Source organism: Streptomyces sp. NPDC048479, assembly GCF_040651435.1.
In the GTDB taxonomy this organism is placed as follows: Bacteria; Actinomycetota; Actinomycetes; order Streptomycetales; family Streptomycetaceae; genus Streptomyces.
Genome location: NZ_JBEZKA010000010.1, coordinates 1 through 22,960, shown reverse-complemented (window position 1 = coordinate 22,960; position 22,960 = coordinate 1). Strand labels below are relative to the sequence as shown.

Sequence of the window (22,960 nt, the reverse complement as noted above, 5' to 3'; positions counted from 1 at the left end):
CGGACCGTGAGGCCCGGGTGTTGGCCGTCGCGCCACGGTGACAGCACCGAAGCCACGTCCTCTGTGCGCGGCATGTAGCCCCGTTGCCGGCGCCTCGCGGTACAGCAGTCGACAGCGAAGGAATCGAACCTCCGTCTCCGGACCTCGTGCGCCGCCGGATCTAGTCGTCAAGGACCGCTCGGCATTTCTCCGCGAAAGCCTCAATAGCGTCCCTGTGCTGCACTCTCCCAACAATGAGGCCGTTCCTAGTATCCTCTGAGCCTGGGTCTGGATCTCCCAGCCTGAGCATCTGAATCCAGCGCCAAGCGCTTCTAACAAGGTCGGCGCTAGCCTCCGCTATGGTCTCGGGGCCTTCGAGGAAGACCAGGGTGGCGACCTGCTCCACCTTGTGCCCCTCTTGGTAGAACTCTTCGATCGCCGCAGGTGCTTGCGGATCCTGAGTCAAGAAGGCGTGGCTGGCCGCCTTGCCCGCGTGATGAGCACGGCGAGCTTCGAGCAGAAACGAGCTCGGACGCGCTGAAGCAGAAGGCCGCAGCCCAGTATCCGTATCAGACCCCGGTGATGGGGCGGAGCAAGGACGGCTGGGACGCGACCGGCGGTTCGTACTCGGCCACCACCCCGGAGGACGGCGGGGTCGCGGTGCTCAGCAAGTGGCCGGTCGTCCGCAAGGAGCAGTACGTCTACAAGGACGCCTGCGGGGCGGACTGGTGGTCCAACAAGGGCTTCGTCTATGTCGTGTTGAATGTGAACGGCGCGAAGGTGCATGTGGTCGGCACGCACGCTCAGTCGACCGACCCCGGCTGCGGCGCGGGCGAGGCAGCACAGATGCGCAGCCGCCAGTTCAAGGCCATCGACGCCTTCCTCGACGCCAAGAACATACCGGCGTCCGAACAGGTCCTGGTCGCGGGCGACTTCAATGTCGACTCGCGGACGCCGGAGTACGCGACCATGCTCGCCGACGCCGGCCTCGTGGGGGCGGACGCGCGCACCGGGCACCCGTACTCATTCGACACGAAGGAGAACTCGATCGCCTCCGAGCGCTATCCCAACGACCCGCGCGAGGACCTGGACTACGTCCTGCACCGGGCCGGGCACGTAAAGCCGGCAGGCTGGACGAACGAGGTGATCAAGGAGCAGAGCGCGCCCTGGACGGTCTCCAGCTGGGGCACGAAGTACACCTACACCAACCTCTCCGACCACTACCCGGTCATCGCGTCCGGACAGTAGTCGCAAACCCTTCGCAGCTGGTCAGCGGCCGCTTTTCGGCAGTGGCTGCAAGGGATTTGATGCGCCAGGGTGGTGACCATGACGGGTCACGGGCACGTCCATGGTCACCACCCTCACCACACCCACGACCGCATCGACGCCGCCCTCGAACGATCGGCCGAGGGGCTGCGGACGCTGTGGTTCTCCTTCGGTGTGCTTGCCGCCACGACCGCCGTCCAGGCGGTGATCGCGACCGCGTCGGGTTCGGTGGCGCTGCTCGGTGACACGGTCCACAACGCCACCGACGCGCTGACCGCTCTGCCGCTCGCCCTCGCCTTCATCCTCGGCCGGCGGGCGGCCACCCGCCGCTACACCTACGGCTTCGGCCGGGCGGAGGACCTGGCGGGCGTCTTCGTGGTGCTGGTGATCGCCGCGTCGGCGGTCTTCGCCGGGTACGAGGCGCTGCGGCGGCTGTTCGAGCCGCAGGATGTCAGCCATCTGGCCGCAGTGGCCGCGGCCGGTCTGGTGGGTTTCACCGGCAACGAGTGGGTGGCAAGGGCCCGGATCCGTACGGGCCGCAGGATCGGGTCGGCCGCGCTGGTGGCCGACGGACTGCATGCCCGGAGCGACGGTTTCACCTCACTGGCCGTACTGCTGGGCGCGGGCGGAGCCGTACTCGGATGGCGGTGGGCCGATCCGCTGACCGGGCTCGCGATCACGGGGGCGATCGCGGTGGTGCTGCGCGGTGCGGCGCGCGAGATCTGGCACCGGCTGATGGACGCGGTGGACCCGGCGCTGGTCGACGAGGCCGAGCACGCGCTCTCCCATGTCGAGGGCGTACGGGCCGTGCGGGACGTGCGAATGCGCTGGCTCGGGCACGATCTGCGGGCCGAGACCTCGATCGTGGTCGACCCGGCGCTGACGGTGCGACAGGCGCATGCGGTGGCCCTGGCCGCCGAGCACGCGTTGCTGCACGGGGTCCGGCGGCTGACCGCGGCCACGGTCCAGGTCCATCCGTGACTCCCCCGAACGGGTGGGTGGTTCGGCGTTCTCGCGGCTTCTGGATGCATGGCGGGGTCATGCCACGTCGCGTCCGCGCTTCGAACTGATCCAGACCAAACTTCTCCTCGAATCCCCCCACCGCGGACTCGTTCGAAGGAGAAGCCCCCATGAGACGCACGCTCCGCGCGCGCATCTGCCTTGCCGTCATCCTCGCCCTGCCCGTCGTCGGCCTGGGCCCGGGCACCGCCGGGGCCGCCCCGGATCCGGTGCCGGGCGTCACCGCATCCCCGACGCAGTACAGCCTCGACAGCAGGCTCGAACGCGCCCTCGGCGACCACAGCGCCGGTTCGTATCTCGACACCAAAACGGGCGAACTGGTCGTTACCGTCACCGATGCAGCCTCGGCCGACAAGGTACGGGCCGCCGGAGCACACGCCAAGCTCGTCAAGCGCAGCACGGAACGGCTCGAAGCGGCCATGGACACCCTCGAGGCCCAGGCGAAGATCACCGGTACCTCGTGGGGCATCGACCCCTCGACCAACCAGGTCGCGATCGAAGCCGACCGGTCGGTCTCCGCACCCTCCATGACCCAGCTGCAGAAGGTGGCCGCAGGTCTCGGCGACGCCGTACGGATCAAGCGTGTGCCCGGAGTCTTCAAGAGGGAGGTGGCCGGCGGCAACGCGATCTACGGCGGCGGCTTCCGCTGCTCGGCGGCCTTCAACGTCTCGAAGGGCACGGCCCGATACTTCCTGACGGCAGGTCACTGCACCAACGAGGCCGTCAACTGGTACGCGTCACCCGGCGGCCCGATCATCGGGCTACGAAGGGGGACCAGCTTCCCCGGCAACGACTACGGCATCGTGCGGTACACGGGTGGCGCCCTGCCCGCCGGAAACGTCAACCTCTACAACGGCAGCTACCAGGACATCACGACCGCGGCCAACGCCATCGTCGGCCAGGCCATCCGGAAGAGCGGCTCCACCACACACGTGACCAGCGGCAGGGTCACCGCCGTGAACGTCACCGTGAACTACGTCGAAGGGCCGACCTACGGCATGGTCCGCACCACCGCCTGTTCGGCCGCCGGCGACAGCGGCGGTGCGCACTTCGCGGGTACCACCGCGCTGGGCATCCACTCGGGCAGCTCCGGCTGCACGGGCACCAACGGCTCGGCCATCCACCAGCCGGTGCGGGAAGCGCTCAGCGTGTACGGCGTGGCTGTGTACTGATTGACCGACCGATTGACCGACCGACTCGCTGATGCGTGCGGGCGTGCCATCCATTGAGCACGCCCGCCGCGCTGTTCGGACAGGTGGCTTCGGCGCGAGCCCGACGCGTGCCGCGGAGGCCGAGCAGTGCGGCCGAGCAGTGCCGCAGCGCGACGCTCAGCCCTCGTGGTCGTACACCGTCACCGATATCCCCCGCGCCGTCAGCCGCCCCGCCATCAGCGGCTCGATCCGCGACCACTTCCCGCCCGCGAGACCGCACCCGATCCGCGGCATATGGACGGACGCCCCCAGCTCCGCCGCCTTCCCGGCCACCACCCCGAGCGCCGCGTCGATCGCCTCGTACCGCACCGGAACCCCCTTGCTGCCGGTCCGTATCCCCCGCTGCCCCACCATGTTCGCCACCCACAGATACGGCGCCACCTGGACGTACTGCACGGCGCCGAGCCCGAAGTCATTGCCGGCGCGCTCGCGGTGCCAGCGGCGGTACGCCGCCTCCGGCTCCGGCCAGCGGCGCGATATCGCCAGCACGAAGCCCTTCCCCCAGCCGCCCAGGTCGTTGCAGACATGCGCGATCAGCTTCACCCCCTTGCCCTGCGGCGCGGTGGCATCCCCCCGTACGTACTCGATCTCGGACATGCACCCACCGTACGGACCACCACTGACAATCGGCGGGACGCTTTCACAACAGTGGTGAGACAGCAATACTGTTGCACTGCACGGAGATCAGGAACGGGCAGCGGAAAGCGAGGCGCACAGATGGCGACCGAGACCGAGGAGCCGACGCTCACCGTCGACGAGCTGGCCGCGCGCGCCGGGGTCACCGTACGCACCATCCGCTTCTACAGCACGCGCGGACTCCTGCCGCCTCCGACAATCGGACCCCGCCGCGTCGGTCACTACGGACCGGACCATCTCTCCCGCCTGGCCCTCATCGAGGAGCTCCAGCACCAGGGCATGACCCTCGCCGCGATCGAGCGCTATCTGGAGCAGCTGCCACCGGACCTGAGCGCGCACGACCTCGCAATCCACCGTGCGCTGGTCGCCTCCTGGGCGCCGGACTCGGCCGAGGAGGCGACCCGCGCCGACCTGGAGCGCCGCGCGGGCCGCACGCTGAGTGAGCAGGACATCGACCGGCTCGCGGCGATGGGTGTCCTGGAGCGCGCGGACGTCGCGGCGGGCTCGGACGGCTACCGGCTCGACCCGGGCCTGCTGCGGCTCGGTGTGCAGCTGCTGGACGTACCGATCGCGCACGAGACGATTCTCGCCGCCCGCACGGTCCTGCTGGAGCACACCCGCTCGGCGGCGCGCGAGCTCACCAGGCTGTTCCGGGACGAGGTATGGAATCCGTACCGCGAGCAGGAGCCGGACCCCGAGCAGGTGGCGGCGATGAAGTCGCTGTCCGCCCATATGCAGCCGATGGTGGTGCAGGCGCTGGTGACGGCCTTCCAGCGGTCGCTCAAGGAGGAGCTGCGGGCCGCGTTCAGCCAGCAGGACTGACGCGGGCCGCGTCCAGCCGGGAGAGCTGAGCGCGGCCCGGGCCCGGCGTCACGCGTCGGTGAAGACCTCGCCGCGCTCCGCCTTCTCGACCAGCAGCGCAGGCGGGTTGAAGCGCTCGCCGTAGCGCTCGGCAAGCTCACGCGCGCGCGCCACGAAACCGGACAGCCCGCCCTCGTAGCCATTGATGTACTGCAGCACACCGCCCGTCCAGGCGGGGAAGCCGATGCCCATGATCGAGCCGATATTGGCGTCGGCGACCGAGATCAGCACGTTCTCCTCCAGGCAGCGCACAGTGTCCAGCGCCTCGGAGAAGAGCATCCGCTCCTTCATGTCCTGGAAGGGCACGTGCAGGTCGGAACGCGTGAAGTGCTCGCGCAGGCCCGGCCACAGCCCGGTCCGCTTTCCGTCCTCGCCGTACTCGTAGAAGCCCGCGCCGCCACTGCGGCCCGTGCGCCCGAACTCGTCGACCATCCGGTCGATCACCACGTCCGCCGGATGCCCGGCCCAGCTGCCGCCTGCCTCCTCGACCGCGCGCTTCGTCTCGTTGCGGATCTTCCGCGGGAGAGTGAGGGTCAGCTCGTCCATCAGCGAGAGCACCTTGGCCGGGTAGCCGGCCTGGGCTGCGGCCTGCTCGACCGACACGGGATCGACGCCCTCGCCGACCATCGCCACGCCCTCGTTGATGAACTGACCGATCACGCGCGAGGTGAAGAAGCCGCGCGAGTCATTGACGACGATCGGGGTCTTGTTGATCTGCCGGACCAGGTCGAAGGCGCGGGCCAGCGCCTCGTCGCCGCTGTGCTCGCCCTTGATGATCTCGACGAGCGGCATCTTGTCGACCGGCGAGAAGAAGTGCAGCCCGATGAAGTCGACGGGCCGCGACACTCCTTCGGCGAGGACGGAGATGGGCAGCGTCGAGGTGTTGGAGCAGAGCAGCGCGTCCGGCTCGATGATGTCCTCGATCTCCTGGAACACCTTGTGCTTGAGGGCGGTGTCCTCGAAGACCGCCTCGATCACGGCGTCGCAGCCGGCGAGGTCCGCCGGGTCGGCGGTCGGCGTGATGCGCGCGAGCAGTGCGTCACGCTTGGCCTCGGTCGTACGGCCCCGGGAGAGCGCCTTGGCGAGCAGCTTCTCGGAGTACGCCTTGCCCTTGGCGGCCGCGTCCGCCGTGACGTCCTTGAGGACGACCTCGATGCCCGCGCGAGCGCAGGAGTAGGCGATGCCCGCACCCATCATCCCGGCGCCGAGGACGGCGACCTTGCGGACGGGGCGCTGCTCGATGCCCTTGGGGCGGTTGGCGCCGGAGTTGACTGCCTGCAGATCGAAGAAGAACGCCTGGATCATGTTCTTGGCGATCTGCCCGGTGACCAGCTCGGTGAAGTACCGGGCCTCGATGATCTGCGCGGTCTCGAAGTCGACCTGGGACCCCTCGACGGCCGCCGCGAGGATATTGCGCGGGGCGGGGTAGGGCGCGCCGGCGGTCTGCTTCTTCAGGTTCGCGGGGAATGCGGGCAGGTTGGCGGCGAACCGCGGGTTGGACGGGGTCCCACCGGGGATCTTGTAGCCCTTGACGTCCCAGGGCTGCTGCGATTCGGGATGGGCGTCGATGAAGGCGCGGGCCTTGGCGAGCATCTCCTCGTCGGTGGCGGCCACCTCGTGGACCAGGCCGTTCTCCAGCGCGCGCTGCGGGTTGTACTGGGTGCCCTGCAGCAGGACCTTCAGCAGCGCGTCCGCGATGCCCATCAGCCGTACGGTGCGGGTGACGCCGCCGCCCGCGGGCAGCAGGCCGAGGGTGACCTCGGGCAGGCCGATCTTGGAGCCGGGCGCATCGAGGGCGATGCGGTGGTGACAGGCGAGGGCGATCTCGTAACCGCCGCCCAGGGCCGCGCCGTTGATGGCTGCGACGACAGGCTTGCCGAGGGTCTCGATCCGGCGCAGAGCGCGCTTGATGCCCATGCCGGCCTCGAAGGCGGCCTCGGCGTCCTCGCGACCGGCCTTGATCATGTCCTTGAGGTCGCCGCCCGCGAAGAAGGTCTTCTTGGCGGAGGTGAAGATGATGCCGCGGATGGAGTCCTTCTCGGCCTCCGCGCGGTCGGCGATCGCGGCGATGGACTCCTTGAAGGCCTGGTTCATCGTGTTGGCGGACTGGTTGGGGTCGTCGAGGACGAGGGTGACGACGCCGGTCTCGTCCTGTTCCCAGCGGATGGTGGTGCTCTCGGTCATTGCGGAGTCTCCAGGAGGTCTTGGTCAGGTCGTTTCGAGCGATGGCGGTGTCGGCGCGGAGGGTGTGGGCGCTGCCGCTCGAGTGCCGGCCGTTCGGGGTGCCGGCCCGGGGGCGCGCCGCCGCACCGCTACACGCGCTCGATCACCGTGGCGACGCCCATGCCGCCGCCGACGCAGAGTGTGACGAGGCCGTACCGCTTGTCCTGGCGCTCCAGTTCGTCCATGACCGTGCCGAGGATCATCGCGCCCGTCGCACCGAGCGGATGGCCCAGCGCGATCGCGCCGCCGTTGACGTTGATCTTCTCCAGCGGGATGTCGAGATCGCGGGCGAAGCGCAGTACGACACCGGCGAACGCCTCGTTGATCTCGACCAGGTCGATGTCGTCCATCGTCAGTCCGGCCTTGGCGAGCGCCTTGCGGGTGGCGGGCGCGGGGCCGGTGAGCATGATGGTCGGCTCGGATCCGGAGACCGCGGCCGAGACGATCCGGGCGCGCGGCGTGAGTCCGTACCGCTCGCCGACCTCCTTCGTACCGATCGCGACGAGCGCGGCGCCGTCGACGATGCCGGATGAGTTGCCCGCGTGGTGGACGTGGTCGATCTTCTCCACCCAGTGGTACTTCTGCAGCGCCACGGCGTCGAAGCCGCCCATGTCGCCGATGCCGGCGAAGGAGGGCTTGAGCGCGGCGAGGGAGTCCGCGGTGGTGCCGGGGCGCATGTGCTCGTCGTGGTCGAGGACGACCAGGCCGTTGCGGTCCAGGACCGGTACGACGGAGCGCTCGAAGCGGCCGTCCTTCCAGGCCGCTGCGGCCCGCTCCTGGGAGAGCGCCGCGTACTCGTCGACATCGCGGCGGGAGAAGCCCTCGATGGTGGCGATGAGGTCGGCGCCGATGCCCTGCGGCACGAAACCGGTGTCGAAGTTGGTCATCGGGTCGGCGAACCAGGCGCCGCCGTCGGAGGCCATCGGCACCCGCGACATCGACTCGACACCGCCGGCCAGCACCAGGTCCTCCCAGCCCGAACGGACCTTCATCGCCGCCATGTTGACGGCTTCGAGGCCCGAGGCACAGAAGCGGTTCTCCTGGACGCCGGCGACGGTGTCGGGCAGTCCGGCAGCGATCGCCGAGATGCGGGCGATGTCGGAGCCCTGGTCGCCGACAGGACCGACCACGCCGAGCACGATGTCGTCGATCGCCGCCGGGTCGAGACCGGGGAAGCGGCTGCGGAGTTCGTGGATCAGACCGACGACGAGGTCGATCGGCTTGGTGCCGTGCAGGGCGCCATTGGCCTTGCCGCGCCCGCGCGGAGTGCGGATCGCGTCGTACACATACGCTTCGGTACTCAAGACTGCAGCCTTTCGAGGGTTATGTCATGCGGGTTGCGTTTCGAGGGTTATGCAACGAGGGCCGGGCGAGTCCGGGAGGTCAGCCGAGGAGCGAGCGGCCGATGATTTCCTTCATAATCTCGGTCGTACCGCCGTAGATGGTCTGGATACGGCCGTCCGTGAAGGCCTTGGCGACGCGATATTCAGTCATATAGCCGTAGCCGCCGTGCAGTTGGAGACAGCGGTCGGCGACCCGCTTCTGGAGTTCGGTGGCCCACCACTTGGCCATCGAGGCATGGACCGCGTCGAGTTCCCCGTTCGAGTGATCGACGATGCAGCGGTCGAGGAAGGTACGGGTGACGGCGCACTCGGTGGCCATCTCGGCGATTTCGAAGCGGATGTGCTGGAGCTTGGAGAGCGGCCGCCCGAAGGCCTCACGCTCCTTGACGTACTGGGTGGTGATCTCCAGCAGATATTCGGCGCCGGCGATTCCGGCGACGGCGATGCCCATCCGCTCCTGCGCGAGATTGGTCATCAGATGGATGAAGGCGCCGTTCAGTTCACCGAGCAGGTTCTCCTTGGGGACGCGTACGTCGTTGAAGAACAACTCTGCCGTGTCCTGGGACTTCTGGCCGATCTTGTCGAGATTACGGCCGCGCTCGAAGCCCTCGGTGCCGCGCTCGACGACGAGCAGCGACAGCCCTTTGGCGCCGCCTTCGGGCGTCGTCCTGGCGACGACGATCACCAGGTCGGCGAGGATGCCGTTGGAGATGAAGGTCTTGGAGCCCTTGAGGATCCAGTGATCGCCGCGGTCCTCGGCGGTGGTACGGATGCCCTGGAGGTCGGAGCCTGCGCCCGGCTCGGTCATCGCGATGGCGGTGATGATCTCGCCGCTGCAGAAGCCGGGCAGCCAGCGCCGCTTCTGCTCCTCGGTCGCCAGGCCGGTCAGATACGGGCCGATGATGTCGTTGTGCAGTCCGAGCGCGAGCCCGGCGGCTCCCGCCCTGGTGAACTCCTCGGCGAGGACGGCGCTGTAGCGGAAGTCAGTGTTCCCGCCGCCTCCGTACTCCTCCGGCACGGCGAAGCCGAGCAGCCCCTGCCGGCCCGCGGCGAGCCAGGCCTCCCGGCTGACGATGCCGTCCTTCTCCCACTGCTCGTAGTGCGGCAGGACCTCCTTGGCGAGGAAGGTTCGTACGGTCTCACGGAACGCGTCGTGCTCGTCGGTGAAGATCTGGCGCTTCAACGGTCGTCCTCCTTGGCGGTGCCGGCAAGGCCGGGAATGTCCCAGTCGAGAGCGACCTCTGCGGTGTCCGCGCCGGGCTGGGCGGGCGGACGCACCACGGCGCCGGGGGTGGCGGAGAAGCGGGGCGCGGGTGCGGGCTGGGTGAGTCCGCTGTGCTCGACGAAGGTTCCGCGGGCCGCGAGATGCGGATGCGAGGGAGCCTCGCCGAGCGAGAGCACCGGCGCCACGCAGGCGTCCGAACCCTCGAAGACGGCGGTCCACTCGTCGCGCGTCTTCGTCCTGAAGCGGGCAGCCACAGCGCCGCGCAGCTCGCCCCAGCGGGCGAAGTCCTTCCGGGCCGGGACCTCGTCCTTGATGCCGAGCAGCTCGATGAACTCGTTGTAGAACTGCTGCTCCAAGGCCCCGACCGCCATGTACTCGCCGTCGGCGGTCTCGTAGTTGCCGTAGAACGGGCAGCCGCCGTCGAGCAGATTCGCCCCGCGCCGGTCCTGCCAGCCGCCGGCCGCCATCATTCCGTGGATCATCGTTGCCAGATGAGCGGCTCCGTCGACGATGGCCGCGTCGACGATCTGGCCGGCGCCGCCCTCGGTGCGGGCGTGCTGCAGCGCGGCGAGCACCCCGATGACGAGATAGAGCGAGCCGCCCGCGTAGTCGCCGACGAGGTTGGCCGGGACGGCGGGCGGCTCGCCGGCCTTGCCGATCATGCCGAGGGTGCCGGTGATGGCGATGTACGCGATGTCGTGTCCGGCGCGCTGGGCGAGCGGGCCCTCCTGGCCCCAGCCGGTCATCCGTCCGTACACGAGCTGCGGATTGCGCGCGAGGCATTCCTGCGGGCCGACCCCGAGCCGCTCGGTGACACCCGGCCGGTATCCCTCGATGAGTACGTCGGCGCGTTCGACAAGGTCGAGGACCTGGTCGGGGCCGCCCTCGGCCTTGAGGTCGATGAGCACCGAGCGCTTGTTGCGGTTGGTGAGGTCGTAGGCCGGATCGATGTTCAGCCCCGCGCCGCCGGGCCGGTCGACCCGTACGACATCGGCGCCGAGGTCGGCCAGCACCATCGCCGCGAACGGGCCGGGCCCGATGCCCGCCAGCTCGACCACACGCACCCCGGCCAGCGGGCCGTTCCCTGTCGCCGCCATTGAGCCCCCAGCACTGTGACACAAATGATGTAACACCAGAGATGGTAAGAACGCGTTCCACTCCACACAAGGGCCTGGGCCGAGCAAGCGCTTAGATCCGGCCGCCACCGACTCTGAGAATTCCCGCACAAACCGCATGTTTACGGCCAATATAGGAGGTGAGCTCGGATCGTCGTCGCACGCTCGGCCTTCGGCGAGCGGCCCGCCGCGTTGATGACCGCACTAATCCGCGACGCCAGGTGGGCATGTCCTCACGCTGGATCCGGCCCCCGGGGACCCGGCATGTTACCGATGGGAAACGCATCTACTGCCAAACCCGTTCGCACGCTAGCCTCAGCCACCGACAGGACCGCGGGGGCAACGGCGGAGGGGCCATTGAACAGGCAGAACGGTATCGATCGCGCACAGCGCCCGTACGACATCGTGCTCTTTGGAGCCACGGGATTCGTCGGTGTGCTCACCGCGGAGTACCTCGCGGCGCACGCGCCGGACGATTGCCGCTGGGCCGTCGCGGGCCGCAGCCGTCAGAAGCTGGAGCAGCTGCGCAAGCGCCTTGCCGCGGTGAATCCCGGCTGCGCCGAGCTGCCGCTGATCGAGACGGACGCGGACGACCCCGACGCGCTGCGCGAACTCGCCGAGTCCACCCGTGTGGTGGCGACGACCGTCGGCCCGTATCTCTGGTACGGGGAGGCGCTGGTCTCCGCCTGCGCGGAGGCCGGAACCGACTACGCCGACCTGACCGGCGAGCCCGAGTTCGTGGACCTGATGTACGTACGCCATGACGCGCGGGCCCGGGAGACCGGGGCGCGGATCGTCCACGCGTGTGGCTTCGACTCGATTCCGCACGACCTCGGCGCGTACTTCACCGTGCAGCAGCTTCCGCAGGACGTACCGCTGCGCGTCGACGGCTTTGTACGCTCCAACGCCACGTTCTCCGGCGGTACGTTCGCCTCGGCGCTCACCGCGATGAGCCGAGGACGGCAAATGCTGCAGGCTGCGCACGAACGGCGGCTGCACGAGCCGCGGCTGATGGGACGCCGGGCGCGGGCTCCGCTGGCCGGGCCGCGGTTCAGCCGGGAGACCGGCGCCTGGGCCCTGCCGCTGCCCACGATCGACCCGCAGATCGTGGCGCGATCGGCGGCCGCGCTGCCCCGCTACGGCCCGGACTTCCGCTACCGGCACTACGCGGCCGTCCGGACGCTTCCGATGGCGGCGGGCGGTGTGACGGCTTTGGGCGCGCTCTACGGTCTGGCCCAACTGCCGCCCGCCCGGCGCTGGTTGTCGGACCGCCTCAAGCCGGGTGAGGGGCCTGACGAAGGGCGCCGGGCGAAGAGCTGGTTCTCGGTGCGCTTTGTGGGCGAGGGCGGCGGCCGCCGGGTCTTCACCGAGGTCTCGGGTGGTGACCCGGGCTACGACGAGACGGCGAAGATGCTCGCCGAGTCGGCGCTCTGCCTCGCCTTCGACGCGCTGCCGAAGACATCGGGCCAGGTCACGACCGCCGTAGCGATGGGTGATGCGCTGCTGGAGCGACTGCGGGCAGCCGGGATCACCTTCCGGGTGGCTGCCACACGCTGAGGTCAGGTGCCGGCCGCGAACGCGGTCTTGAAAACCGTCGTGGCAGCGATGTCACCGTGGGTTCAAATCCCACACCCACCGCAGGCGAGAGGCCCCTGACCAGTACGTATGGTCGGGGGCCTTTGCCATGCCCGGTCCCTGCTGCGCACCGCTGTTCCCCCTGGTTTCCCGCTCTATCGGGCACGGAAGGGGCACGCGGGGGGCACGGCTGGGCACTGCCTTTTGTAGCTGCTGGGGTCCGCCAGTCAGCGACTGATCGGGATCTCGTAGACGATCTCGCAGTGCGCTGCGGGCACCACGATGTCCGCCGTCTCCACGGGTCGGCCCTGGTCGCTGTAATACGTCCGCCGGATGTGCGTCACGAGTGCGGCTTTCTGGATGCCGAGTAGTGATGCCTCCTCGGCGGTCGCGTGCCTCGGTTCGGGCTGCTCCACCGCGTGGCTGATGGTGACTCCGATCGCGGCCATGCGGTTCACGACCCCGGCCCCCGCGTGCGGCCCTCCCTCGGGGAGAACGACGAGGGTGCCGCCAGTGACGGCGTACGGCTCCCAACTTGTCGACAGCTGGACCGGCTTCCCGTCCGCAAGGAACTCGTACGTCGTCCGCACGCACAGCTCGCCCTCGGCGATCCCGAGCCGCGTCGCGATCTCCGCCGGGGCCGGCACCTTCGCGTCGGTCCGGCTCTCCCAGTCGCTCTGTCGGCGAAGGGCCTTCATGTCCTGGCGGAACGGGGATCCACTGGACTGCTCACGCGCCGACGACCGGACGACTCTCACGCGCTGCCGAGGCTCGGCGACGTAGGTCCCCGATCCCGCCCGGCCTTCCAGGACTCCTTGGGAGATCAGCAACTCCTGTGCCCTGCGCACCACGTTCTCGCCCACGCCGCACTCCTGGCCGATCTGGGCGCGGGATGGGAGGCGGTCACCCGGTTCCCAGACGTGCTCCGCGATGCGCCGCCGGAGTTCGTCGGCGATGCGGAGGTACGGCGGTTGCTCAGACATATGGAAAATCTAGTCCACTAGCTCTAATCTAGTTAACTAGCTTCACTGAAAGTAATTGCTGGCAACGGAGGGTGCGCTGTGTCCGCTTCGGGAGTGACCGCGGCGGCTCTCGCCGCCCGCTTGTCTGCCGCTGGCCTCCGCCCACGCGTGGAGGAGCACACCCGGTTCACGACGGTCGAGGCAGAAGTACCGGACACGCTCTCCGTCGATTCATGGAGGGAGGTCCTGGAGGCGGTGGCTGAGGCCGATCGGTTCGGGCTCCTGGCTACCAACTTGAACGGCCGCACCTTATGGGCGGTCGTACGCAAAACGGTCCCCACGACAGGCGACGTCGGGGGACCGGGCTATCAGCGATAGGAGCTGAACAGCATGCTCAACCGTATCCGCCACGTCATCTCGCGCACCAGAGCGCGGTGCTTCCCCAAAGGTCGGCATCGCCGCCCCTTAACGCCCTCCCGGCCGCTTGCTTCTCGCGCCTACCTCGCACCTGCTGACGCTTCGACCGTCGCCATGGGTCGGGCTCCGGCCGGCACGGTCCACCGTTACCCGCTGAGGGGAGAGGACGTCGCGCTTGTCCGTCCGTACCTGCTGGCGCGGGAAGAGCGTGTACGGACGCGCACGGTGCTCGTCGCTCCGCACCTGCCGGCCGATGCCTGGTCGGCCCTCGCGGGGGTCCACTGATGCCTCTTCGCCGACAACCGCACCCGATGGGCGCAGCTTCCGTCCCCTACCGCTCGATCGCGTGCTGGATTGGCACGCACCACTCGTGCATCGAGCCGTCCCCGCCTGCGGCGACGGACGACGTACCGGTGATTTACGAGGTGTGCATCTGCCCGTGCCACTCGACCCCCGACCCGTCCGTGCCCGTGAAGGTGATGACGTGAAGGTCCCAGCTCCCGGCGGTGCACTGGTTTCCCCCGTCGAGGTCACGGCGGCCACCGTGCAGCGTGGCGACATCATCCAACTCGGCGGTCAGGCCTGCCGAGTGAGAGACCTCTTCCAGCTCTCCCAGGGGGCCAAGCAGCTGGTCTTCGAGTCGGGCGAACTGCTGGCCATACACGCGCGTACGCGGCTCATCGCCCTGCGACTGCTGAGAAGGCGGTGACCGGCTCCGTGCCCCGACGCTATTGCGACATCGCCGACGATCTACGTCACCAGATCACGACGGGCAGCATCAAGCCTGGCGAACGTTTCCCGTCCGAAGCCGGTCTTGCCGCCCGGTACAGGGTCAGCACGGTGACCCTGCGACGCGCTCTCGCCGTGCTCCAGGGCGAAGGACTCGTCGAGAAGATCCACGGCAAGGGGAACTACGTCCGTCACCCCCGCCGCAAGATCATGTACGTCGGCGGCTGGGGCACGCTGGACCCCTGGACCGCCGCTGAGCCGACGTTGCGCATCACGGTTCGTAGCAGCACGGTTCCGGCCTCTGTGCACCTGACGACGTTGCTGAAGGTGCCAACGGGCAGCCCTCTCGCGGAGTACACCTGCCTCAGCCTCGAACAAGGGACGCCGCACGGCCTGGCCCGCATCTTCATCCCGCGCGAACTGGCCCCGGCTGGAGTCCTCGACGACGACTCCGTGTGCCGGGAGGCCGCCACGAGATTCGCCGTCCTCGGCCCGTCGCCGGCCACCATCCGAGAGACGGTCTGCGCCCGCTCTCCCACCCCAGACGAAGCGTCGGCCCTCCGGATCGGAAACAGCATGGCCGTTCTCGCGATCACGCGCATCGCCACCGACGCCACCGGCCGCGTCGTTGAAGCCGCGCTCCTGGCCTTTCCGGGAGACCGAGTCGACGCCGTCTTCACCCCCCACCACGTGCTCAACGAGAGGCCAACCCAAGGATGACAACACCGAACGAGCTTCGGCTCCTCCCGTGGTCGGGCCCTGGGGACAAGCCCTGCTACCTGAGCACCGACGATCCGGACGGCTACATGTCCCGTCTCGCCGACAGCATCGAAGCGATCCAACTCGACACGGCAAGCGAACTGATGGAAGAGGCCTCAGAAGCTCTCGACAGCCAGGACACGTCCCTTGACGAGATGCGGTGCCTGGTCAAAGAGCTGACCGGGGCTCTGCGGGGCATCTTCCGCGTTGCAACGAGCCGCGGTCGCCTCCGGGCAACGAGCGATCCGCGTGAGCCCACCTGTTGATCTACGGTCCCCCCGACCAGCACAGCAAGGGAAGCCCATGGCTCTGACCAGATCAGATGCCATGGGCTTCCGGCTTTGCCGGCTGACTTTCGTCGACCTTGGACGGCCTGAGGACTGCTTCGTCCCGAAGCAACTTGGGCGGTGGCTCGACCTTGGGCCGGTGTGCCTCTCACCTCCTGCGATGGTCCGTAGGTGTGCGTGGATGTCCGCCGGCGTTGTCACGCAGTTAGACACTCACCGGCTACAGGTCCGTGTTCGCCCAGCCCTGGCTCTCGATGCGCCGCTAAGCGGGTCTTCCGTTCCAGTCGTCCAGGTGGTCACGCGCTACGGTCGGACCGCGGCTTCGCTGAGCTGGGCTGCCAACATCGCTATGTGCTCAAATCCCATGCCGGGGGTCTTGGCCAGTGGGACAATGGCATCCAGGGCCTTTCAACGGTCTGGGTTCGTACGGCTGTTCCTGGAGGTTGCAAGGATGACGGCAAGATCGACAAATCGGGCAAAGCTCTCACAGTCCGCAAAAGACATACTTTGGTCAGAATCTGGCGGCCACTGTCAAAATCCGGGATGTCGAGTTGATCTACATGCCTTTGTAGACCAGGTGCACGTGGCGGAGCTTGCACACATCATTCCAGCAAGTACCAAGGGGCCTCGCGCAACAGAGGGTGCGGACCTCACCGAGTCAGAGCGTGCTGATCCGACGAACATTCTCGTACTGTGCCCTACGTGCCATACCATGATCGACAAAGGTCCTAGTCAGTACCCTGCGGGAATATTGCGCCGTTGGAAAGAGCGGAGTCAGCGAGCGCGTGCCATCGCTTTCGGGACGCCGCAGTTCACGTCGAGGGCTGAAGCGCGAGCCGCCATAGAACCCCTCCTGGGCGCCAACCGGGCAGTCTTTCAGCTATACGGCCCACTCGATGACGTATTCGATGACACCCGCGCCGATCAGTGGAGTCGGCATGTGGTGGATACGGTCATCCCGAATAACAGGGCCTTGCTGCACCTCCTCCAATCGAATCGTGACTTTCTGACAGTCGCAGAGAAGGCAACTCTCGATATTTTTGCCATACATGCGCAGCAGCTTGAGGAGCGTCACCTGGAGGGGAACTGGACTCCAGGGTCCACGCGATTTCCGGAGGGGATAGACTCGATTATGAAGGGTGATACATGAGCATCCGATCATGGGTGGTCAAACAGCTCAAGGACTCCGGGAGAACCGTCCAGGCTGTCGGCGACTGCGGTGTGAGGGTGGCGCGCGCTGGCCGGCCAGATGCTACCGGATACTGCGTGGAGCCGGACAGCTTGCCATTTACCGTGCCAATGCTTGAAGAGGCGCTTGGAAATCTCCCCGAAGCGGGCATGGTAATCGTGACCAGGCGGCCGGTTGACCCTGATGTTCATTCACGGGCACTGGAACTTGGTGTTTGTGTGGATACTTTCGGTGGCTTCAACCGTGCGATCACATTTCTCGATGACATCTCTGATTACGTCCACCCTGAAGAGTCATATTTCAGGAAGCGCATGTTTTCCACAAGAGCTGTGGTCTCTGTGAGTCGTCGAGGTCATCGGGCGTGGGAGCTGCAGCGAATCAATGGGCTCCGATCGTTGACCGTGGTGACCCATGACCGCTACGAGCTGACCGATGAAGGATTTTCCGGAATTCTTGACGAGTACCCAAGCCTCGACATCGATGCCCTAGTTATCACAAACCCTTCAGCACAAGGATTCGGGAAGCGGGTGGTTACTAGCGCTCGCGAAGCCAATGTTCCCCTGTATAAATTGGATGACTTTGCCAGTAAAGTCCGCGATAGATGGACCTGAGGCGACGTTGGCCAATCCTCGATGAGCTATGCGAGTGCGCCGCCGGCTTCCCCGACATGGAGATCTGGATGTTCGGATCGATGCTGCGGTCGGAGCAACCACGCGATTTGGATGTCTTGATCATCTACGGCTGCCGAGAGGATGTGACCAGCATCCGAAAAATGGGCTATTGGGAACTCTCATTGCCGCCCGTGGAAATCATTGCTATGACCCGGGATGAGGAATCTCACTACGACTTCATAAAGATAACTAATGCTAGGCGACTTATTGCAGCTTGAGTCCTCGGCCGGCCTGGCAACCGTTCGGGTCGTCGCTCGATGCTCGCTCTCCTGTCCGCCGGCGAGGAGTCCGTCAAGGTGGGGCTCCCCGGGGGAAGCGAGGAAGAGCGACCTTGGCGGGCAACGAGCGGCGGCGATTCTCAGCGACGAGCGAGGCCGGACCACGGCATCCTGCTGGAGCGCATCGCCCAGCTTGTCGGCCACACCAGTCAGGCGACGACGGAGGCTGTCTACCGGAAGCAGCTTCGGCCGGGTTAGACACTCAGGTGCCGTCACAGGCGTTAAGTTGGTATCAGATGTCAAGCTGGCGCGTCCGTAGTGGTCGGAGTCGCTTCTAGTTTCTCAACGTCGCCGATTAGTTCACGTACGCTCTGGTACCTGTCAGCAACATCATGTGCTGTACATTTCCGCACGATCTGACTCGGCGCATTTGTTTGAGACATCAAGGCTTCCCTGCCGGTGAATATGTAGGAAAGCACCCACCCGATCGCATAGATTTCATTGCAAACGTCGTATTCTTTGAAGCTGACCAGTAGGGGGTCCCGGATTGTTCCGCGCATCTCGGTCCTCGTCTGGGTGTATTCTGAGTTCCTGTCTTTGACAAGGCCGAAGTCTGAGAGCTTCACGAGAACGGCTCCGCCATCGAAGGTCTTCACCAGGACGTTTTGTAGGCTTACGTCGCGATGAAGTAGGTTCTTGCTGTGGATATAATTTATGCCGTACAAGAATTGAAGCGCAATTCTCTTCCGTGAGGAGAACGGTAGCTGATTATTGCGCCTCTTGATGTAGTTTCGAAGTGTGGATTCGCAGAACTCCATTTTGTATTCGTTTCGATTTTCATCGAATTGAAACACCTGCACGATATAAGGGAAGCTCAGTTCCTTGAGGATCTCGAACTCTTTCCGAAACCGGTAGAGGTCGCGCTCTCCTAGGCTCTTGTTGGCGCGCTTAAGTGCGAATTTGATTCCATAGTCAGTGTCGGTGAATGAGAAGACCTTCGCGTACGACCCCTCGCCGATCAGCTGCAACTGATTGCGTTCTGCGGACTTCTTGAGTTTGATCTCAGTGTCTGGGCGAGAAAAAACCGGCGCGTATTTGATGATCTCGATCTGCTCAAAATCATTTGGAACGGTGCTACCCCCGCTACGCACCAGCCATGACTGGCAACTCTTCATCGCAGCCGTGTAGGAACGTGTCAAGTGCACTTCTAGACCGGCATGCTTAAGAGAGTGGAGAAAGTCGTTCACTTCTCTGGCCAGTGCGAGCATTTGTCTGCTGTTCTCGGCCCAGTAATGCTTGGTCGTCTCAGCTCTGTCGTTTATGGACTCGAAATGCCCGTTCAGTCGCTCGTGGAGGCTAGCGAAAGCGCGACCGAAGCGCGCGTCACTCTCGTAAAGTCGCAGGAATGCATTCGAAACATTCATGTCCGCGTACCTCTGTGAGAGGTCGGCCAACATCAACTCGGTCGGGTCAGTCACTTCTCTAGCCCTATCCTCTGTCTGTATTTGACGGTTACGTCAAACGTGAGCGGTTATTTCTGCAAGCCTTCTCGATTTCGCTATGCAGTCAGGCTAAGGGGTGACTAGAGGTGACGGGATGAGAATCCAGGAATTTCCATGTGGAGTGGCCCGCCCGCCACTCTCCCTAGAGCTCGGCGACCATCTCCGGGTCTCCTTCGGCAAGGTCGCCGAATTCCAGAAGCGCGGAGCACTCCACTTCCACGCTGTCGTACGCCTCGACGGCCCGGACGGACCCGGCACACCGCCACCCGCTTGGGCCACGGCCGACGCCCTCACCGACGCGATACGCGCCGCCGCCGCACACTCGTACACCTCGGTCTCGGTCCCGGCTGCCGGTGACCAGCCGTCCCGGACGTTCCGTTGGGGCCGACAGCTCGACGTCCGCCCGGTCAAGGCCTTCGCCGACGGCTCCGACGTCACCGAACAGGCAGTGGCCTCCTACGTGGCCAAGTACGCCACCAAAGCGGCCGAGAACACCGGCACCCTGGACCGCCGCATCGGCGAGCTCGCCGAACTCGACCGCCACCGCGTTCCCGATCACACCCGTCGGCTCATCACCGCATGCCGTGAGCTCGACCGCTTCTATCCGGACCGGCGCCTCTGGGCCTGGGCGCACATGCTCGGCTTCCGCGGCCACTTCTCGTCGAAGTCGCGCACGTACTCCACAACCCTCGGCGCCCTCCGCCAGGAACGCGCCGACTACCGTGCCGCCCAGGAAGCACCCGCCCTCGGCCTCGCCGACCGCGAACCGGACACCGTCCTCGTCCTGGCCGACTGGCAGTACGTCGGCCACGGGCACACCCCCGGCGAAGGGGCCCTTGCCGCCACTATCGCCCGTGATCTCCAGACCAACCGTGAGACCGCCCGCGAGGCCCTGAACGGTCGCACCGCCGACGAAGGGGAGTGGTGACCGTGGACCGACTGCTCACCGTGGGCCAGGTCGCCGAACGCCTCGGCACCGGTCTCCGCTTCCCGCGTCGGCTCATCGAGGAACGTCGCATCGCGTTCGTCAAGGTCGGTCGACACGTTCGAATCCGGGAGAGTGCCGTGGACGAGTACGTCAGTGCCCACACGGTGGAACCGATCGTCCTGCGGCCCACCCCGCCGTACCGGCGGGCTGCCTGATGGCCGGCAAGCGCAAGTCCCGCCGCGCCTTCGGACGGATCCGTAAGCTGCCATCCGGCCGCTTCCAGGCTCGATACCCGGGGCCCGACGGCGTGCTGCGCGCCGCTGATCGCACGTTCGCCACTACGACGGACGCCGATCGCTGGCTGGGCCGGAAGCGCATCGAGATGGAAGAGGGCCGCTGGCTCGACCCCGCCGAGGGGCAGGCCACCGTCCGCGACTGGTCGGCGCGCTGGCTCGCCGCTGTCTCCCCGCAGCTGAAGCACAAGACGCAGGCGTCGTACCGATCCCTGATCAACTCACTGATCGTTCCGGCTCTCGGTGACCGTGAGCTGTCCAGCCTCAGGCCGATCACCGTCGTCGAGTGGGTCGGCTCGATGAAGACTCGGGGTCTCAGCGCGTCGCGGATCAGGCAGGCGTACCGGGTGCTCTCGCAGATCATGCGGGCGGCCGTCGACAACGAGATGATCGGGCAGACGCCTTGCAGGGGAGTGAAGTTACCTCGGATGCCGCAGACCGAGCCGCACATCCTTACCCCGCTGGAAGCTTCGAGGGTCGTCCGGAGCGCGGCCAAGCCGCATGACCTGCTGATCTCCTTGCTTGCCTACGCGGGTCTGCGGGTTGGTGAGGCGTTCGCGCTGCGGCGGGCGGACATCGACGTACTCGGCGGCCTGGTCGTCGTTGACGAGAACCTGGCGGAAGCGAACGGCACCCTCGTCTTCGACACTCCCAAGTCCCATCAGAAACGAGTCCTGCGGATCGGCCCCTCGCTCGCGTCGCGGATCGGCCAGCACCTGGAGACGCTGTCGGGTGGGGAGGAGGCTCTCCTCTTCGTCACGCCCGGTGGCAAGCCTCTGCGCTACAACCAGTGGCGCAAGGCGTACTTCGACCCTGCCGTGGCGGCTGCCGGGCTCACCGACGTCACGCCGCACGACCTCCGCGCCTCGCACGGAACATGGGTCGCCGACCGGTACGGGGTGATGACCGCCGCGCACCGGCTCGGACACTCAAACGCGAGCGTGACCACTCGGCATTACGCCCGGCCTGTGGCTGGTCGCGACGACCAGGTAGCGGAGGCGTCGGACTTCTGGCTTAGCGGGCGCGAGCGCGAGCGAGTGGAACGCAGCGGACACGACGATGGCGACGGAGCCGCTGGAGTCACCGCACCCCTTTGACCTGCCACGAAGTTGCGGGTACCAGGCTGCCGAGCTCGAACGCTGGCACATGGAAGTACGGCTCCTGACCGGGAAAGCGGTCAGGAGCCGTTGTGCTGAGGGTTCACCAGGTGAAGGAATCAGATCCACCCTTAAGAGATAGCGGTATTTTCGATCCAAAAGCGCTGTCTAACATGACACTTCGATCGAATGCAGGCAGTCTTTGTCAATTTTTGACATTTAGTCGTGTTGAGGCAGGGGATCGCGGTATTAATGTGTCGACGTAGTTGCGGAGAGTTAGGAACGTAAGTGAGTGGCGACGCCTTCCAGGACCTGAAGCAGGAACGGGCGAATATTCTAGAAAAGGCGCATTCGGAAGTGCTTCGCCTGCATGCGGAATCGAACGAAAAGCTGCAGAAGATCGCTCGGAGGGCAGCGAAGTTGGCTAGAGAGAGTCAGGAGATTCCGTGCCTGGTTCGTTGGACGCCGGGCCCAGACTTGACTATCTACCACTCTGCTGATTGCCCGTGTGGCCGCGTCCGCGAGCGCCAGAATTTTCGGCGAATGACGGAGAAGGCGGCTAAAAATGCCTCGCAATATGCATGGCTTGAGCGTTGCAGTGCCTGTTCATGGTCTGTGGCTGCCGTGATCCACGGTAAGAGGATGCTGGAATGGAAGTAGCTACCAGTAGCCGTAGCGACGGTGGCGGAGGTTAGGGTGGGTGTGTCGCGACCCGACCTTCCTGCAGCATTGGAGCGTGACCTGCGACTTGAGGTCGGAGGAGTGTGCCCGTTCGCTGCCTGTCGGATGCCTGCGCAAGAGAACTGTCACATTTGGGATCGCGCCAAAGGTGGCCCTGATGTCTTCGGTAATCTGCTTAGGGCGTGTGCTGCGCACCATCATGAGCACACTGCCGGACGCATTCAGGGTCATGATTTGCGCGTGATTAAGGCCCGTCTCGCCTGGGGCAATGACAGGTACACTCCGGCGGAGTGTTTTTGGTTACAAGTACTTTCGCAGCATGGCGGTATGTATTTCAAGCATCCAAAGTCTCAGCGGGTCTGTCTCAGGTTTCTGCAAGCGGATGGTTACGCGGAAGTATCCGAGCCGTCAAATACGGAAATCGATGGTCGGCTAATGGATGTATGGCATCTGACGAAGATCGGCGGATGGTTCACGAGGGCCTGGGTGGAGTCTGGGGCTTACCCTCTTTCCATCTCGACTCGATAGTCCTGCCTGCTCATGATGTTCTGGCGGTTCCTGAAGCTGATCCTCCATCGCCTACTGATGGGGCACGTAGGGGGCACGACAAGCGCGGCTATGCCTGCGGCGGTGCGATTTCGCCGGTCTGACCTGCGCGGGAGCGGTGATCCCGTCTAATACTCCAGCCGTAGATCGTGATCTTCATGGTTGGTGGGCGGCCTGCCGCTGGTAGTGGCAGGCCCGGGCCCGGGCCTGATGGCGGCGTCGCCAGT

Annotated in this window: 22 protein-coding genes, 1 tRNA gene and 2 pseudogenes; 17 read left to right on the top strand and 8 right to left on the bottom strand. The window is 66.1% G+C overall.

From position 1 onward, the window contains the following. Window positions 1–160: 160 nt before the first annotated feature. The gene (locus AB0D12_RS17400) at window positions 161–385 is read right to left on the bottom strand and encodes a hypothetical protein (protein WP_362682857.1); all 225 of its coding nucleotides are present in this window, start codon (window positions 383–385) and stop codon (window positions 161–163) included. Window positions 386–501: 116 nt separating this feature from the next. Between AB0D12_RS17400 and sph the strand changes: the two are divergent. The 3 genes and pseudogenes from sph to AB0D12_RS17385 all read left to right on the top strand — a co-directional run. Further along, a pseudogene (gene sph / locus AB0D12_RS17395) lies at window positions 502–1,227 on the top strand (sphingomyelin phosphodiesterase); the annotation flags it as partial. A gap of 78 nt (window positions 1,228–1,305) precedes the next feature. Continuing rightward, the gene (locus AB0D12_RS17390) at window positions 1,306–2,226 is read left to right on the top strand and encodes a cation diffusion facilitator family transporter (RefSeq protein WP_362682854.1); all 921 of its coding nucleotides are present in this window, start codon (window positions 1,306–1,308) and stop codon (window positions 2,224–2,226) included. 149 nt (window positions 2,227–2,375) lie between these two features. After that, window positions 2,376–3,437 carry a S1 family peptidase gene (locus AB0D12_RS17385; protein ID WP_362682851.1) on the top strand — a complete coding sequence of 354 codons (1,062 nt, stop codon included), beginning with the start codon at window positions 2,376–2,378 and terminating at the stop codon, window positions 3,435–3,437. Between the two features lie 156 nt (window positions 3,438–3,593). Here AB0D12_RS17385 and AB0D12_RS17380 read toward each other — a convergent pair whose 3' ends face one another. Beyond that, window positions 3,594–4,073 carry a macro domain-containing protein gene (locus AB0D12_RS17380; RefSeq protein ID WP_362682848.1) on the bottom strand — a complete coding sequence of 160 codons (480 nt, stop codon included), beginning with the start codon at window positions 4,071–4,073 and terminating at the stop codon, window positions 3,594–3,596. A gap of 120 nt (window positions 4,074–4,193) precedes the next feature. Between AB0D12_RS17380 and AB0D12_RS17375 the strand changes: the two genes are divergently transcribed. After that, a complete protein-coding gene (locus AB0D12_RS17375; protein ID WP_362682845.1) occupies window positions 4,194–4,934 on the top strand; it encodes a MerR family transcriptional regulator in 741 nt (246 codons plus the stop codon). Between the two features lie 48 nt (window positions 4,935–4,982). Here AB0D12_RS17375 and AB0D12_RS17370 read toward each other — a convergent pair whose 3' ends face one another. The 4 genes from AB0D12_RS17370 to AB0D12_RS17355 all read right to left on the bottom strand — a co-directional run bounded on the left by AB0D12_RS17370 (window position 4,983) and on the right by AB0D12_RS17355 (window position 10,861). Further along, window positions 4,983–7,157, bottom strand: a complete 2,175-nt coding sequence (locus AB0D12_RS17370; RefSeq protein WP_362682842.1) for a 3-hydroxyacyl-CoA dehydrogenase NAD-binding domain-containing protein — start codon at window positions 7,155–7,157, stop codon at window positions 4,983–4,985. A gap of 128 nt (window positions 7,158–7,285) precedes the next feature. Further along, window positions 7,286–8,500 carry an acetyl-CoA C-acetyltransferase gene (locus tag AB0D12_RS17365; protein ID WP_362682839.1) on the bottom strand — a complete coding sequence of 405 codons (1,215 nt, stop codon included), beginning with the start codon at window positions 8,498–8,500 and terminating at the stop codon, window positions 7,286–7,288. A 79-nt stretch (window positions 8,501–8,579) separates the two neighbouring features. Next, window positions 8,580–9,722 carry an acyl-CoA dehydrogenase family protein gene (locus AB0D12_RS17360; RefSeq protein WP_362682836.1) on the bottom strand — a complete coding sequence of 381 codons (1,143 nt, stop codon included), beginning with the start codon at window positions 9,720–9,722 and terminating at the stop codon, window positions 8,580–8,582. Further along, the gene (locus AB0D12_RS17355) at window positions 9,719–10,861 is read right to left on the bottom strand and encodes a CaiB/BaiF CoA-transferase family protein (protein WP_362682833.1); all 1,143 of its coding nucleotides are present in this window, start codon (window positions 10,859–10,861) and stop codon (window positions 9,719–9,721) included. The genes AB0D12_RS17360 and AB0D12_RS17355 overlap by 4 nt, the downstream gene beginning before the upstream one ends. A gap of 375 nt (window positions 10,862–11,236) precedes the next feature. On the opposite strand from AB0D12_RS17355, the gene AB0D12_RS17350 reads away from it, so the two are divergent. Together AB0D12_RS17350 and AB0D12_RS17345 are read left to right on the top strand one after the other, a co-directional pair. Continuing rightward, window positions 11,237–12,436 (top strand): saccharopine dehydrogenase NADP-binding domain-containing protein, encoded by a 1,200-nt coding sequence (locus AB0D12_RS17350; protein WP_362682830.1) that lies wholly within the window; start codon window positions 11,237–11,239, stop codon window positions 12,434–12,436. After that, window positions 12,436–12,514 (top strand) — tRNA-Ser (locus AB0D12_RS17345). The genes AB0D12_RS17350 and AB0D12_RS17345 overlap by 1 nt, the downstream gene beginning before the upstream one ends. Before the next feature lie 167 nt (window positions 12,515–12,681). On the opposite strand, the gene AB0D12_RS17340 is transcribed toward AB0D12_RS17345, so the two are convergent. Next, complete coding sequence (locus tag AB0D12_RS17340) at window positions 12,682–13,437, bottom strand: GntR family transcriptional regulator (protein ID WP_362682827.1); 756 nt, start codon at window positions 13,435–13,437, stop codon at window positions 12,682–12,684. 78 nt (window positions 13,438–13,515) lie between these two features. On the opposite strand from AB0D12_RS17340, the gene AB0D12_RS17335 reads away from it, so the two are divergent. The 7 genes from AB0D12_RS17335 to AB0D12_RS17305 all read left to right on the top strand — a co-directional run bounded on the left by AB0D12_RS17335 (window position 13,516) and on the right by AB0D12_RS17305 (window position 17,686). Next, window positions 13,516–13,794 (top strand): hypothetical protein, encoded by a 279-nt coding sequence (locus AB0D12_RS17335; RefSeq protein WP_362682824.1) that lies wholly within the window; start codon window positions 13,516–13,518, stop codon window positions 13,792–13,794. A 523-nt stretch (window positions 13,795–14,317) separates the two neighbouring features. Continuing rightward, complete coding sequence (locus AB0D12_RS17330) at window positions 14,318–14,542, top strand: hypothetical protein (RefSeq protein WP_362682821.1); 225 nt, start codon at window positions 14,318–14,320, stop codon at window positions 14,540–14,542. Further along, window positions 14,539–15,282, top strand: coding sequence for a GntR family transcriptional regulator (locus AB0D12_RS17325; RefSeq protein WP_362682818.1), 744 nt, complete (start codon window positions 14,539–14,541; stop codon window positions 15,280–15,282). Before AB0D12_RS17330 ends, AB0D12_RS17325 begins: the two co-directional genes overlap by 4 nt. Next, on the top strand, window positions 15,279–15,587 hold the full coding sequence (locus AB0D12_RS17320; protein WP_362682815.1) for a hypothetical protein: 309 nt from the start codon (window positions 15,279–15,281) through the stop codon (window positions 15,585–15,587). Before AB0D12_RS17325 ends, AB0D12_RS17320 begins: the two co-directional genes overlap by 4 nt. Before the next feature lie 37 nt (window positions 15,588–15,624). After that, on the top strand, window positions 15,625–16,758 hold the full coding sequence (locus AB0D12_RS17315) for an HNH endonuclease signature motif containing protein (protein WP_362682812.1): 1,134 nt from the start codon (window positions 15,625–15,627) through the stop codon (window positions 16,756–16,758). Then, window positions 16,755–17,408, top strand: a complete 654-nt coding sequence (locus tag AB0D12_RS17310; protein ID WP_362682810.1) for a hypothetical protein — start codon at window positions 16,755–16,757, stop codon at window positions 17,406–17,408. Before AB0D12_RS17315 ends, AB0D12_RS17310 begins: the two co-directional genes overlap by 4 nt. Then, on the top strand, window positions 17,399–17,686 hold the full coding sequence (locus AB0D12_RS17305; protein ID WP_362682807.1) for a nucleotidyltransferase domain-containing protein: 288 nt from the start codon (window positions 17,399–17,401) through the stop codon (window positions 17,684–17,686). The genes AB0D12_RS17310 and AB0D12_RS17305 overlap by 10 nt, the downstream gene beginning before the upstream one ends. Window positions 17,687–17,985: 299 nt before the next feature. Here the strand turns inward: AB0D12_RS17305 and AB0D12_RS17300 are convergent, their stop codons facing one another. Beyond that, window positions 17,986–19,164 carry a protein kinase family protein gene (locus tag AB0D12_RS17300; RefSeq protein ID WP_362682804.1) on the bottom strand — a complete coding sequence of 393 codons (1,179 nt, stop codon included), beginning with the start codon at window positions 19,162–19,164 and terminating at the stop codon, window positions 17,986–17,988. Between the two features lie 169 nt (window positions 19,165–19,333). On the opposite strand from AB0D12_RS17300, the pseudogene AB0D12_RS17295 reads away from it, so the two are divergent. The 4 genes and pseudogenes from AB0D12_RS17295 to AB0D12_RS17280 form a co-directional block, all read left to right on the top strand. Next, a pseudogene (locus AB0D12_RS17295) lies at window positions 19,334–20,116 on the top strand (replication initiator); the annotation flags it as partial. Continuing rightward, window positions 20,110–20,331, top strand: a complete 222-nt coding sequence (locus tag AB0D12_RS17290) for a helix-turn-helix domain-containing protein (protein WP_362682802.1) — start codon at window positions 20,110–20,112, stop codon at window positions 20,329–20,331. The pseudogene AB0D12_RS17295 and the gene AB0D12_RS17290, both read left to right, overlap by 7 nt. Beyond that, on the top strand, window positions 20,331–21,506 hold the full coding sequence (locus tag AB0D12_RS17285) for a tyrosine-type recombinase/integrase (protein WP_362682799.1): 1,176 nt from the start codon (window positions 20,331–20,333) through the stop codon (window positions 21,504–21,506). Before AB0D12_RS17290 ends, AB0D12_RS17285 begins: the two co-directional genes overlap by 1 nt. 288 nt (window positions 21,507–21,794) lie before the next feature. After that, window positions 21,795–22,166 (top strand): hypothetical protein, encoded by a 372-nt coding sequence (locus AB0D12_RS17280; RefSeq protein ID WP_362682796.1) that lies wholly within the window; start codon window positions 21,795–21,797, stop codon window positions 22,164–22,166. The last annotated feature ends 794 nt before the right edge of the window (window positions 22,167–22,960 follow it).